General features: G+C 71.7%; 12 protein-coding genes. 1 reads left to right on the forward strand and 11 read right to left on the reverse strand.

Going from position 1 to position 13601, the window contains the following annotated elements; genetic code table 11:
- Window positions 1-63: 63 nt before the first annotated feature.
- The 9 genes from ACQP2O_RS47050 to ACQP2O_RS47090 all read right to left on the reverse strand — a co-directional run bounded on the left by ACQP2O_RS47050 (window position 64) and on the right by ACQP2O_RS47090 (window position 6670).
- Window positions 64-504 (reverse strand): TadE/TadG family type IV pilus assembly protein, encoded by a 441-nt coding sequence (locus tag ACQP2O_RS47050; protein ID WP_433176094.1) that lies wholly within the window; start codon window positions 502-504, stop codon window positions 64-66.
- Window positions 501-887, reverse strand: coding sequence for a TadE family protein (locus ACQP2O_RS47055; protein ID WP_433176095.1), 387 nt, complete (start codon window positions 885-887; stop codon window positions 501-503). Before ACQP2O_RS47055 ends, ACQP2O_RS47050 begins: the two co-directional genes overlap by 4 nt.
- Before the next feature lie 131 nt (window positions 888-1018).
- Complete coding sequence (locus tag ACQP2O_RS47060; RefSeq protein ID WP_433176096.1) at window positions 1019-1405, reverse strand: TadE/TadG family type IV pilus assembly protein; 387 nt, start codon at window positions 1403-1405, stop codon at window positions 1019-1021.
- A gap of 64 nt (window positions 1406-1469) precedes the next feature.
- On the reverse strand, window positions 1470-1709 hold the full coding sequence (locus ACQP2O_RS47065; RefSeq protein WP_433176097.1) for a hypothetical protein: 240 nt from the start codon (window positions 1707-1709) through the stop codon (window positions 1470-1472).
- Window positions 1710-1755: 46 nt separating this feature from the next.
- A complete protein-coding gene (locus ACQP2O_RS47070; RefSeq protein WP_433176099.1) occupies window positions 1756-2670 on the reverse strand; it encodes a type II secretion system F family protein in 915 nt (304 codons plus the stop codon).
- Complete coding sequence (locus ACQP2O_RS47075) at window positions 2667-3632, reverse strand: type II secretion system F family protein (protein WP_433176101.1); 966 nt, start codon at window positions 3630-3632, stop codon at window positions 2667-2669. The genes ACQP2O_RS47070 and ACQP2O_RS47075 overlap by 4 nt, the downstream gene beginning before the upstream one ends.
- Window positions 3629-4930, reverse strand: a complete 1302-nt coding sequence (locus ACQP2O_RS47080) for a CpaF family protein (protein WP_433176103.1) — start codon at window positions 4928-4930, stop codon at window positions 3629-3631. The genes ACQP2O_RS47075 and ACQP2O_RS47080 overlap by 4 nt, the downstream gene beginning before the upstream one ends.
- Window positions 4911-5804 carry a hypothetical protein gene (locus tag ACQP2O_RS47085; RefSeq protein ID WP_433176105.1) on the reverse strand — a complete coding sequence of 298 codons (894 nt, stop codon included), beginning with the start codon at window positions 5802-5804 and terminating at the stop codon, window positions 4911-4913. Before ACQP2O_RS47085 ends, ACQP2O_RS47080 begins: the two co-directional genes overlap by 20 nt.
- A complete protein-coding gene (locus ACQP2O_RS47090) occupies window positions 5804-6670 on the reverse strand; it encodes a hypothetical protein (RefSeq protein WP_433176107.1) in 867 nt (288 codons plus the stop codon). Before ACQP2O_RS47090 ends, ACQP2O_RS47085 begins: the two co-directional genes overlap by 1 nt.
- Window positions 6671-7107: 437 nt before the next feature.
- Here ACQP2O_RS47090 and ACQP2O_RS47095 point away from each other — a divergent pair, with 437 nt between their 5' ends.
- Complete coding sequence (locus ACQP2O_RS47095) at window positions 7108-11328, forward strand: FtsK/SpoIIIE domain-containing protein (protein WP_433176109.1); 4221 nt, start codon at window positions 7108-7110, stop codon at window positions 11326-11328.
- 87 nt (window positions 11329-11415) lie between these two features.
- Here ACQP2O_RS47095 and ACQP2O_RS47100 read toward each other — a convergent pair whose 3' ends face one another.
- Complete coding sequence (locus tag ACQP2O_RS47100) at window positions 11416-11685, reverse strand: WXG100 family type VII secretion target (RefSeq protein ID WP_433176111.1); 270 nt, start codon at window positions 11683-11685, stop codon at window positions 11416-11418.
- Window positions 11686-12153: 468 nt separating this feature from the next.
- On the reverse strand, window positions 12154-13404 hold the full coding sequence (locus tag ACQP2O_RS47105) for an MFS transporter (protein WP_433176113.1): 1251 nt from the start codon (window positions 13402-13404) through the stop codon (window positions 12154-12156).
- Window positions 13405-13601: the final 197 nt, after the last annotated feature.

A 13601-nucleotide genomic window follows, 5' to 3' on the forward strand; every position in this document is an offset into this window, starting at 1 on the left:
TTGACGGGCGCTGTGCTGATGATTCGCTCGGTTCGCTCGCTCATTGGTCGCGCACCCTTCTCATCAGATCCCCTCCTGAGGGTGAGCGGTCGCCGCGGACGTCATCGTGAAGTCGCTGAAGCCGGGGACGATCGCGAGCAGTTGAAGCCGGACCTTGATCTGCACGACGACCCGCGCGGTCCGGCCGCCCTCGATCTGGCACTTGGCCCGTCCCGTCACCTCGGGATAGGTGGCCACGAGGCGTTCGGCGCGGGCGCAGGCCGCGCGCGGGTCGGTGATCCGCGCCTCGCCGGTCTGCCGCAGGACGTCCTGGTCCACCTCGTCGGCGGCGGCGAGGGCACCCTGCTCGGCGATGTCCGCGGCGCGCTGGCGGGCGTGGATCGCCAGACCGCCGTCGACGACCAGGCCGGCCAGCACGATGACGAAGAGGGCGAAGATCGTGGTGAACATCGCGACCGTACCCCGGTCGCGGCCCTCGTCCACCGCCCTACGCCACGGGGTCAATCGATCCTCCGCAGCGTGTCGAGGGGAGCGGTCGCCTTGCCGACCATTGTCCTGGACGCGGACAGACCGATCAGCGACAGGCCGCCCAGGTCGATGTCGCACCGCACCGTGACGGAGACCTGGCCGCCAGGGCGCCAGTCGCGAAAGTCCGGGTCGGTCTGCGGCCCGCCCCGGCACCGCTTGTCGCCGCTCATGGTCGCCTTCGCCGCGTTGTCCGCGTCGACCCGCGCGCTCCCGCGGTCGCGGGCGACCGACGCGGCCCGCGCCGCGTCACGGGCGGCGCCGTCGACCTGGCTCTGCGCCTCCACGATCCGGCCCAGCCCGACCATCAGCATCATGAACGCCACGAGGATCGGAGTCAGGATGGCCAGCTCCAGGGCCATCGTGCCTGCGTCCGGGGGCGTCGACCGCCTCCTCACGGTCACACGTGCCGCGATCGACGTCGGCCTCGCCGCCGAGGTGCTCACCGTGGGCCTCGGACTCGCCGCCGAAGCGCTCTCGGTCGCTGGTCCCGTCATCGCGTCCCGTTCCCGCATGCCGTACCGGAGCCGACGTCAGGCCGGTAGCACTCGATCGGCCCGCCGGATCGCTGGGTGACGTGAAAGGTCATGAAGGGCACGACCCGGACGGCGGTGCCGGTGACGGTGACCCACCGCTGGTTCTGGTCGCCGCCGGCCTGTGGCGTCACCCGGGTCAGCAGCTCCGGACCGATCTGCTGGACGTACTCCCGCGCCTTCGCCTCAGCCTGTCCCTTCCAGTCACCGCCGCCTTGTTCTCGGGCGACTCGGGCACCGGACTGCGCCGCGGCGAGGGCGACATGCCGGGCGTGATACACCATCGCGAATTGGACCACCAGCAGGATGACGAGCAGGAGGATCGGCGTCAGCAACGCGAGTTCCAAGGTGTTCGCACCCCGGTCCGCCTTCTCGCGAATCTGCGTACGGCGCGCCGCTCCCCACCACACCTCAGCCGCCGCCGGGGCCGTTATTCACGTTGATCTTGTTGGCGGCGGACTTGACCCGTCGGAAGATGATCCAGCCGACGCTGATCGCGATAAGGGCGAGGATCCCGGTGATGATCGCCCATTCGATGGCGGACGCCCCGCGGGACTTGTCGGTGTCCTGGCGGAGCCGTTCGATGCGCGCGTCGACGTAGGTCCGCGCATAGACGATGAGGGGGTCGTTCATCGGATTCAACCACTGCATGAAACACCTCGGGTGGATCGGAGGACAGTTCCCGTGCCGTCTGCGGTCATGTGGCGACGACCCGCATCACCGCCGGGTAGGCAAGGAAGATGAGAAAACCGGCACACAGCAGTAGCTGGGCGACGAGCATCGACTGGGATTGCTCACCTGCCTTTCCTTCGATGTCCGCGAGTTCGCGGCTGCGCATGCTCGCCGCGCGGGCGGAGAGCGACTGGCGCACCTTCGCTCCGTCGTCGGCGACCAGGGCCAGCGCGGCGGACAGGTCGCGAAGCTCGTCGACACTGACCTCCTCGCCCAGCCGGCCGAGTGCCTGCCAGGGCGTGATGCCGGTGATGCGGGCGTTGGACAGGGCGTCGCGGATGCGGCGCATGGCCCAGCCGTCGCCGACGTTCGCCGCGGTCATCAGGGCCTCGGGGACGCCGCGCCCGCCCGCGAGATTCATCGCGACCAGGTCGAGGAAGGCGCTGACGGCGTGCCGGAAGTCACGGCGCCGCGCCGCCGCCTCCTGGCGCAGCTTCAGGTCTGGCAGCAGGAAGAAGATGAGGGCGAACAACAGGCCGACCCACACCGGGACGGCCACCGCGACCCGCATCCCCAGGACGGCGAACCAGCCGACGAGGATGGGGATGAACACGATCGCCGCCGCCGACAGCAGGAACTTCGTGGCGAGGAACGCCTCGAACGACCGGTCCAGCAGGGCGAGATCCGCGCGAGCCGAGCGCTGCTGCCATCCCCGGGCCTCGTAGAAGGCCGCCAGGGAGCGGCCGGCATGGGCGCGCAGCCCGGGAAAGCGGCCCGAGTCGCCGGACGCGCTGCGCTCGGGCTTCGTCTCGCCGCGCCGGCGGGCGGCGTCGAATGCCGCGAGGCGTGCGGCCAGGCCCGGCCGTGGCGGGAACAGGGCGCGGAACAGGAGGTATCCGCCCAGTCCGAAGAAGGCTCCGGCCAGCAGCGCGATGGTCATCGGGTGCCTCCCTTGACCGTGGGGTTGGGGCCGGTTCCGGTACGGCCCTGCCAGCGCGCGACGGTCTCGGGCACCTCGCCGGGCACGCCGGGACGGTCGGTGTCGGTCCCGCCGAGGAAGCGCTGCGGCATCTCGTACCTGGCGAGCCTGCGCAGCCAGAGGAACCCGGCGGCGAACAGGCCGACGACCACGGCGAGGACGAGCTGGCCGGTGAACGAGTCGTACATCTTCACGTAGGACCGGTTGAAGACGGCCAGCAACAACGCCGTGCCGACCGAGACGCCCACGACGATCTGGACGCTGCGGCGCGTGGTGCGGCGGTTCGCCTCGACGCGGCGGCGCATGTCGAGCTCGGCGCGGGCGGACGTCGAGAGCGCCCCGAGCATGTCGCGCAGACCGGGGCCGCGCAACCGCGCGTTGAGGATGAGCGCGGCGACCACGAGGTCGGCGGACGGGTCGTTCAGCTCGTCGCCGAACTTGCGGAGCGCGTCGGCGAGCGGAACGCGGGTGTGGAGACGGTCGACGAGGGCCCGTACGTGCGGCTCCAGCACGGGCGCCACGGCGCGGAGAGACGCCGGGATGGCCTGCTCGAGACCGACCGCGCCGGCGATGGTGTCGCGCAGTGACTCGGTCCAGGCGGCGAGCGCCTCGAGCCGGGCCATCGCCCGGCGCTCTTCGGCGGCACCGCCGCCGAAGGTGTTCCAGCCGAGGACGAGCAGTCCGGTGCCGACCGCCGCGACGGGCCAGCGGGTGACGATCAATGCGGCGACGCCGGCGATGACCGCCAGCGCCGTACGCGTGCTGAGCGTACGGACGAGCTCCTCGCGGCTGCGCCCGGACGGCCGGCCCGGGTGAGGCCGCACGCCGCGAATCGCGACGATGAGCAGGAAGACGCCGCCGCCGATCATCGCGCCCGCGAGGATCGCCGGAAGCGCGGCGACGTCGGCGAGATCGCCCGTCACCAGGAGACCCCGAGGGACGGGTCGTAGCCGAAGGGTACGAGCTCCTGGGCGCAGGCGATGGGCGCGGCGGGCACGGCGGTGCCGTCCGAGCCCGGTTCGAAGATCTCGCTGGACAGGACCCGGCCGTCGCAGCCGGTGACCTCGCGGATGCTGGAGACGAAGCGGCGCAGCCGCCCGCCCTGGACGTAGTCGTTGCGCTTCTCGATGAAGACGACGAAGTCGATGGCACCTGCGATCAGCATGTGCGTGGCCTCGATCGGCAGCCGCTCGTCGGACTGCAGGGCGTACGTCGCGATCCGGTTGAACACCTCCCACGAGGAGTTGGCGTGGATCGTGGACAGCGAGCCGTCGTTGCCCTGCGTCATCGCGTTGAGCATCGTGACGATCTCGTCGCCGAGCACCTCACCGACGATCACGCGGGAGGGGTTCATGCGCAGCGAGCGGCGGACGAGCTCGGCCATGGTGATCGTGCCCTGGCCCTCGGAGTTCGGCAGCCGCTCCTCGAGCGCGACGGCGTTGGGGTGCAGCTCGGGGAAGTGGTCGAGGCCGAGCTCCAGCGCGCGTTCGACGGTGATGAGGCGTTCGTTCGCCGGGATCTCGTTGGCGATGGCCCGCAGCAGGGTCGTCTTCCCGGCGTTGGTCGCCCCGGCGATCATGATGTTCTTCCGGGCCGCGACCGCCGCGCGCAGGAACAGCCCCATCTCGGTGCTGAGCGTGCCGTTGCCCACCAGGTCGGACAGGAACACCTTGCCGAGCCGGGCCCGGCGGATCGACAGCGCGGGCCGTACGGTGACGTCCATGACGGCGGACAGCCGGGACCCGTCGGGCAGCCGCAGGTCCAGCTGCGGGTTGGCGGAGTCGAACGGCCGGCTGGACAGCCCGCTGTAGGCCGCCAGGATCTGGATCAGCTCGACGAGCTCCTCGTCGGACTCGGCGACCGGCTCGCCCATGACCTCCCGGCCGTCGGCGTACCCGATGAACACCCGGTCGCAGCCGTTGACGTCGATGTTCTCGATCTCGGAGTCCTCGAGCAGCGGCTGGAGCCGGCCGACGCCGAACAGGGCGGCGTGCACGCCGGCCGCGAGTTGCTCCTCCTCTTCGGCGTTCGGCGGTCGGCGACCGGCGCCGATCTCCGACCGGGCGTACTCCTCGAGGACCTGCCCGATCAAGGCGCGGGCGAACTGCCGCTCGTCCTCCGAGCTCATGGGCGCGATGCCGTTGGCGGCGTCGAGGCGGCGCTGGTCGGCGAGCCGCCCGCCCACCTCCTGCCGCAGTCGCTTAACGAGACTGTGATCCACTAGCCGCTCCCTGCCCCTCGCGGCCCGTCTCCGGACCGCCCGCGGCCCGCGCGGCGAGCCCGCCCGCGATCTGCCGGGCCGAACGAATCAACAGTGATCTGTCAAGCCTTCCGCCCCATCGCCCCCTGAGCATTTCAGCACCCTTGGGATCCAGCGCGAAACCCCCCAGAACGCTCGCGGGCAATTTGGCATTGGAAATGATCCGGCCGACCTCGGTGAGTGAGGTGCGGTATTCGCGGGGATCGGCCACGACGACCACACCGATCGGCGGCGCGGCGTGGCCTCCGAGTTCCGATGCGAGGGAATTAATGCGTTCACGCAGGTGAGCGACGTGTTCGAGGGTGGCGCGAGTGAACAGGACGATGGTGGACGCCTCGCGGAGCAGATCGGTCATCGCCGATCCGGCGCCCAGCCGCCCGCAGTCGGCGACCACGTCGACCGCGGGCGCGGGCACGGTGGTGGCGGGCGGACCGCCGTTGACCGGTGGAGCCGTGTCCCGTACGTCCCCGGGAAACCCGGGGACGGTGAGGTCCGCGAACGCGCGGCCAAGGGGCCCCCACAGCCAGGTGAGCCCCTGCGCCTGCTCGGCGTTGGTGAGGCCGGCGAGCACGTCCAGGCCGCCGACGAGCCGCTGCGTGTGCTCCCAGATCTGCTCGGCGCGCAGCCCGCGCCGCGCGGTGGCGGCCAGGCTCAGCATGCCGCGCGCGGGGTTCAGCATGCCGCCGTCCTCGCCGGGCAGCCGGTAGACCAGGTCGCCGCCCGCCTGGTCGCACTCGGCCAGCAGCACCGGGCGCGGCCAGACCGCCGCGATCGCGACGGCGGCGGTCGTGACGCCCGGCGCTCCCTTGTCGGCCGCCAGGACGATGAGCGCCATCAGGGTCTGCCCGTCGAGCCGCCGTGCGAGGTGCCCGCCGTGGGCCGGCGTGAGGTGCGCTCAGGGGTCGGCTCGCGCCCGGTCGGCTGCTGCTCCGTCGTCGACTGCTGCGGCGTCGGGGGTACGGCCGTCTGCGGGGCGGTGGCCCGCGGCCGCTTGCCCGACGCCTGCTCGCCGGGCGCGAGGACGGCGACCGCCACCGCGCCCGCCGACGCCGCCTGGGTCACGAGCGGCGCCTCGTCGGTGGGCACGGTCACCGACACCTGGACCTGGTCGCTCTGGATGTCGTTCTGGCCGGGCTCGGCGACGTCGTACACCATCGCCGCGGGCGCGAGGACGGCGCCGGCCTGGATGCCGGTCTGTCCCTGCACCGCCACGGAGTACACCGCGACGCGGTCGCCGGGGTGCAGGCCGCCCGCCGGAAGCTGCCCGGGCTTGAGGGCCAGCCCGACGACGACGGTGCCCTTGGCCGCCGAGGCACCGGTGCTGATCATTCCGTTGGTCAGCAGCGAGCCCTTGACGAGGGTGACGGTCGCGTACGTCTCGGTGACCCTCGCGCGGTCCCGCCACGGGATGTAGTCGAGGCCGCCGGTCGCCGAGACCTGGACCTCCTCCAGCGCGGCCGCCGGAATCCGCTGGCCCGCCGCCACCGGCTGGGCGACCCGGATGACCGGGACCCGCTGCCCGCTGGCCATCACCAGATAGGCGCTGACCAGCGCACCTCCGACGATGAGCAGCACGGCCAGCGCCGCCATCGCCGGCTTGCGCTCCCGGGGTGGTACGGGAATCCGGTGGCCGGCCGCCACCGCGAGCGACGGCCGCCCGGAGGTGTCGGCGACGCTCTTGCGATCACTGCTCGTCGTCACTGGCTGCTCCGCCAATTCGGGGGATTGCGGACTGTCGGCGTTGACGGGTACGCGGCGAACCATCGTTCCGCCCTTACCGCCCGGCGTCAATGCGGCAACGACAGATTGTTTCGGTCACGCATGTCACCAACTAGTAAGGCGATCAAGCGAGCACTCGGCCTGACCCGCTGGAGAGACCCCGGCACCCTCTCTATCCTGGTCCGGCAGACGGCGAATCCGGAGGGGTAATGCGAATCTCGCTCACGGTGATGACCGATCACGGTCCCCGTGACGTCGTGATCAACGGTGATTCCGATATGACGGTAGAAACCGTTGCGAGATCACTTATTACGGCGCTGAACACCGAGCCGGTCAAAGAGGCCCTCGCGGAAGTCGTTCACCTACCAAGCGCACGCTGGGTAACGGAATCCGCGCCGCCTCTCTGGGCGGGCGGGCGCATGCTCGACCCGGCCACGCCCGCCGCGCGGGTGCTGCGCGACGGCGCGCTCGTGGCCCTCGACCCGGCCGACGCCGTCGCGACCGTCCTGAGCGAGCCCACCGGGAGCGCCGAGATCCGCGTGACCGGCGGCCCCGTCTCCGGCGCGGTGCACCGCATCGGCATCGGCGAGACCACCGTCGGCAGCGGTCCCGACGTGGACGTACGCCTCGGCGACCCGTCCGTCCCACCGCACGCCCTGCTGATCACGGTCGAGTCGCACCGCGTCACCGTGAGCGGCCACGCCCTCGACGGCACCGTCGAGTGGCCGCCGGGCGGAGTCCTCATGGTCGGGTCGTCCATGCTGACGTACGTCCCGTCCACCGCCCCGGACGCGCACCTGTCGCCCCTCGAGGACGGCGGGCTCGCCTACAACCGGCCGCCGCGCCTGCTGCCGCCCGAGCGGCGCTCCGCGCTCGAGGTCCCGCAGCAGCCCCCGCCGAGCCGGCGGGAACGGCTCCGACTGCTGGGGTCCCTGCTGTTCGCCGTGACCGGCGTCGTCATGGCCGTGGTCACCGGCCAGTGGTACTGGGTGCTGATGGCCCTGGCGTACCCCGTCATCCAGGTCGGCGAGTGGATCGGCGACCGGCTGTACGGCCGCAGGTCCTACAAGAAGGCGATGAAGGACTACCGGCACGCCAAGGCCGAGTTCGACGAGACCCTGGAGGCCCTGCGGCGCGCCGACGAGGACGACCTCCGCGCCCTCGCGCCCGACCCGGCCGAGGTGCTGCTGACCGCCACGGGCCCCCGGCGACGGCTCTGGGAGCGCCGCCGCGCCGACGCCGACGCGCTGCACCTGCGCGTCGGCGTGGCCGACCGGCCCGCCCGCATCGAGCTCACCCCGGGCCGTGGCGGCGACACCGAGCCCGTCATGCCCGAGCCGCCCGTCGCGCACGCCGTCCCGGTCACCCTGCCGCTCGCCGACCTCGGCGTGATCGGGCTGGCCGGACCGCGCGACCGCTCCCGCGCCCTCGCCCGCTGGCTGGTCGCCCAGGCCGCCGCGCTGCACAGCCCCCGCGACCTGGCGATCGTCGTCCTGTCGTCGGACCCGGACGGCGCCGAACACTGGAACTGGGTGCGCTGGCTGCCGCACTCCACGCCCCGCGAAGGCGAGGAGTGCGTCGCCCTCATCGGCGCCGACCCCGAGTCCGTCGCCCGGCGCATCACCGAGCTCGCGATCCGCATCACCGAACGCCGCCGCGCCGCCGACGGCTCCTCGAGCGGGCTGCTCGGCGGCCCCGCGCAGGGCTCCGGCCCGTACGACATCCTCCTGGTCATGGACGGCGCACGGCAGCTGCGCCGGGTGCCCGGCATGCCCCAGGTGCTGTCCGGCGGGCCCATGGTCGGGCTGCACGCCATCTGCGTCGACGACGACGAGCGCCTCCTGCCCGAGGAGTGCACCGCCGTCGCCGTCTGGGACTGGGACCGCCCCGATCACGTACGGCTGCGCGGCCACGGGCTCGACTCCATCGGCCCGATCCTGGCCGACCAGGTGTCCACGGGCTGGTGCGACCGCATGGCCCGCGCCCTCGCCCCCGTACGCGACGTGTCCCGCGACGACGCCGAGTCGATGGTCCCGCGCGAGGCCCGGCTCCTCGAGATCCTCGGCATGCCGACGCCCACCGCCGCCCACGTCCAGGCGATCTGGGCGGCCGGCGGCCGTACGACCACCGCGCCGATCGGCCTGTCCGCCGACGGGGTCTTCACCATCGACCTGCGCGTCGACGGCCCACACGGCCTCATCGCCGGCACGACGGGCGCGGGCAAGTCCGAGCTCCTGCAGACCGTCATCGCGTCGCTCGCGGTCGCCAACCGCCCCGACGAGATGACGTTCGTGCTGATCGACTACAAGGGCGGCGCGGCGTTCAAGGACTGCGCGTCACTGCCGCACGTCGCCGGCATGGTCACCGACCTCGACGGCCACCTCACCGAACGCGCCCTCGAGTCCCTCGGCGCCGAGCTGCGACGGCGCGAGGAGATCCTGCTGCACGCCGGGGCCAAGGACATCGAGGACTACTACGAGCTGCACGACGACGGCGACCGCCGCGCGTCGTCCCGGATGCCGCGCCTCGTCCTGGTCATCGACGAGTTCGCCACGATGGCCGAAGACCTGCCCGACTTCGTCGACGGCCTCGTCGACATCGGCCGCCGCGGCCGTTCCCTCGGTGTCCATCTCCTGCTCGCCACCCAGCGCCCCGCCGGGGTCGTCACCGCCGACATCCGCGCCAACACCAACCTGCGGATCGCGCTGCGCGTCACCAGCCCCGAGCATTCCGCCGACGTCATCGACGACCCGTCCGCCGCCCGGATCTCCAAGTCCGCACCCGGCCGGTGCTACGTACGGTCCGGCGCCGCAGCTCCGCAGGCCGTCCAGTCGGCCCGGATCGGCGGCCGCCGCCCCGGCGCCCACACAGCGGTCCCCGCCGAGGTCGTCCCCCTGCCCTGGCCGAGCCTCGGCCGCCCCCTTTCCTTCACCGAGGTGGCCGAAGACGAGGCCACGACCGTCACCGACCTCAAGACACTCGTCGGAGCGATCCGCGAGGCCGCCGACCGCGCCGGCCTGGACGACCAGCCACCGCCCTGGCTGGAGCCGCTGCCGACCCGCGTCACCCTCGAAGACCTGCCCGCGATCTTCACCGACCACGACGACGTGCCACCGCTCGCGTACGGCCTGACCGATCTGCCGTCCGCCCAGTCCCGCTCCGTCCTCGCCCTCGACCTGGTGCACGGCGGCCACCTGTACGTCGCCGGGGCGGCCCGCTCCGGCCGGTCGACCGTCCTCCGGACCCTCGGAGGCTCCCTCGCCTCGACCTGCGGGCCCGCCGACGTCCACCTGTACGCCATCGACTGCGGCGCGAACGCCCTCCTCCCCCTGGTCGCCCTCCCACACTGCGGCGCCGTAGTCGCCCGCGACCAGCCGGAACGCATCGAACGCCTCCTAGCCCGCCTCCACGCCGAGGTAGGCCGCCGCCAGCAAATCCTCGCCGCGACCGGCTTCTCCTCGTTGGCCGAACAACGCGCCGCGGTGGCCCCGTCCGAGCGCCTGCCCTGGATGCTCCTCATGCTGGATCGCTGGGAGGGCTTCGTCGCCGCCTTCGAGAACTACGACTACGGCCGCCTCATCGACTCCGTCCTGCGCCTCCTCCGCGAAGGCGCCGCCGTCGGCCTGCGCGCCGTCTTCACCGGCGACCGCACCGGCCTCACCGGCCAGGTCTCCACGGTGTTCGACGACCGCCTCACCCTGCGCATGGCCGACCCGAACGACTACACGTACGCGGGCGTCAACGAACGCCAGGTGCCGGGCGACATGCCGCCCGGCCGCGTACTCGAGCCGGTCGGGCCTGGTGGGGCCGCGCTGCGTGAATCGCAGATCGCGTTGCTGACCGAGGTCGCCTCCGGCACCGCCCAGGTCGCCGCGCTGCAACGTCTCTCCCGCGAGGCCGAGCGGTCGTACGACCGCCCGTCCCGCGCCCAGCGGCCGCTGCACGTCGACGAGCTCCCGGTACGCATCACTTACGGTGAGGCGCTGGCTCTGGACCCGGACTTCATTGCACCGTCCCCGCTGTGGGCGCTGGTGGGCGCGGGCGGCGACGAACTCGGCCCGGTCGGCGTCGACCTCCTCGCCGAGGGCCCCGGCTTCACCGTCGCCGGCCCACCTCGGTCGGGTCGCTCGACCGTCCTCATGACCATGGTCACGTCGCTGCTCGATCCGAAGATCGGTGACGGCACCGTGCCGGTGGTTCTGATCTGCCCGCGCCGCTCGCCGCTGCGGGAGCTGCGTGGTGAGCCCGGCGTGCTGGCAGTGCTGGAGACACCGGACGACACCTACCGGTTCGAGGAGGTCGTCGGCGGGGTGAGCCGGTACGTGGTGGTGGTCGACGACGCGGAACTCCTGGATTCGACGCCCTTCGACGACGTGCTCGTCCGGGTGCTCCGGGAGGCCAGGGACGCCGAACAGGCCGTCATCATCGGCGGCACCACCCAGGATCTGTCGCGGGGCTACAGCGGCTTCATCGCCGACACGCGACGCTCCCGCACCGGCGTCCTCCTCGCCGTCAACTCCCCCGACGACGGCGACGTCTTCAACCTCCGCCTCCCGCGCCAGATCTCGGTAGACGGCCCCACCGGCCGCGGTCTCTTCGTCCGCCTGGGCCAGGCTTTCCCAATCCAGGGAGCCACATGAAGAATCCACGGGCGTCCATGACCGGTCTGCGCACACGCACAGGAACCAGGGGTGCCGCGGCCCGCGGCACCCCGTCCCGAGGGGCGACTACTTGCCGACGTTTCGGAAGCCCTCGGCCCGGCTGTTGATGTCCTTGTGGGCCTCCTGGAAGGCGGTGACCATCTTGTCGAATGACGGCTTCGCCTGCGCCCACGCCTCGCGGAACCGGTTGGCACCTGGCCCCTGCCAGATGCTCTGGCTACTCTGGGTGTTCGAGTTGAGGTCTCTGATGATCTGGTCGAGTTCGTGCCCGTGCTTCTGGAAGAGGCCGGCAAGTCTCTTCATGGCCTCGGGATCGCCGCCGTAGATGCCACCCATCAGCCATCTCCTTTCCGTTCGCTGTCGCTTCCGCGTCGCTCGGTCGATTCCGATGCCCCGTCGCACCGGTGCGGGCCATGCGGGGCGACACCGCGGACGAGCAGGTCGCAACAGGCCACGCTGGGCGCGGCGCTTCCCCATCGCTCCGACCCCAGGGGCGGCCCGAGCCGGCACAGTGAGGGACGCTCCCAATTTGGAACGTGACCTCACTACTCTTAGTGGTCCCTTTTCAGATTTCCGTGCCAATTAAGCATTGCCAGCGGCACTCACGGAACCCTTCCCCCTGTCCGCTTCCGGCCACCGACCTGCGACAAGATCGGACAACAGCGGCCATGACGCACATAACTCCGCAGTCTGACGACCGAGGTGATATCACCGATTCCCGGACCAGTTCGGTCGGCCTAAACTGCGAGCGCGTCGAGGATCTCCACCCCTCTGCCACTCGGGGGACATGCCCGAAAGCCGTACTCAGGACTCTTGGGGGACGGCAGTCGGCGCGTCAGGGGTTCCGGCCGGGAGTCGGCGGATCGCGGGGACCGTGAGGGCGCCCAGGGCGACGAGGAACTGTAGGACGCCCGTCAGCCAGAGGGCCGGGTAGGTGCCGAGTCCTGCCGCGAGCGGACCGGCGGTGGCCTGGCCGATGGGCTGGCAGGCGAAGGAGCCGAACCAGTCGTAGGCGCTGACCCGGGACAGGGCACCCGCGGGGACGTGGTGCTGGATGGCCGTCTCCATGAAGGTGTTGAAGACCGTCATCCCGAGGCCGCAGAGCAGAGCGAGGCCGGCCACGGCGATGACGGGGAGGCGAGCGGCGAGACCGAGGGTGGGCAGCGCGCAGAGGGCGATGGCGAGCACGCCCGTACGCAGTGGGCGTCGTGGGCGGATGTGCAGGGCGGCGATGCCGCCGATGAGAGATCCGGCGCCGATGACGGCCTGGATGGTGGCCCATTCCGTCGGCCCGCCGGACGACCGGGCGGTGAGCGCCGGGCCGAGTACGTAGAACGCCGCGAACAGCAGGTTGGTGAGCGACGCCGTGGTGACGAGCGTCAGCAGCCAGGGTCTGGAGCTGAACTCCGTCCAGCCCTCCCGCAGGTCGCGTACGACGGACTGAGCCGGTGGCGGCCGGTGCGCGGGCGGTCGTAGCCGGGTGAGGGTGATCGCGCTTAACGCGAAGGTGACCGCGTCGGCGGCGATCGCCCATCCGGGGCCTGCCAGCGCGACCAACAGGCCGGCCAGGACGGGACCGGCGATCTTCCCGATCGAGATCGCCAGACCACGCAACGCGTTGGCCTGCTGAAGGCGCCCGCCGGTGACGATGGCGGGAACGAGGCCGGTGGACGCGGGGTTGAACACGGCGCTCGCCGCGCCGTGCACCGCCTGGAGGGCCGCCAGCTCCCAGATCGTCGCATGACCGGCGATCAGCAACGCGGCCATCGTTCCCTGGCCGAGGAAGCGCGCCAGGTCGGCGACCACCATGATCCGGCGGCGGGGCAGCCGGTCGGCGATGACACCGCCGACCAGCAGGCCCGCGATGAGGGGGATCGACTTGGCCGCCAGAACGTACCCGAGATCTGCGGGCGACCCGGTGAGGTCGAGGACCGCGAACGCCAATGCGACGCCGATCATGCCGTCGCCGAGCAGCGACGCCGACTGACCGATGAAGAATCGCCGGAAATCGGGCTCTCTCAGGACGGCGAGCGCCCCGGGGGCCCTCGGGCGCATCGCTTCTCCCTTCGACGTCCCGCCCCCAACGACGGCCCGCGGGCCCGTCATGGACGGATGAGAAGTTCGGTCGTCGAGTACGGTCGGTCGCGCGCAATACCGGAATTGCACCGGAAATCATCATGATCGCATGGTTTTCCGAGCTTCTTGTTCGGCGCATTGCCGGGTCGGTTGGAGGCCTCGACGGCGGTCCTCGA

The sequence above is a fragment of the Actinoallomurus sp. CA-150999 genome, from assembly GCF_050942425.1.
GTDB lineage: Bacteria > Actinomycetota > Actinomycetes > Streptosporangiales > Streptosporangiaceae > Actinoallomurus.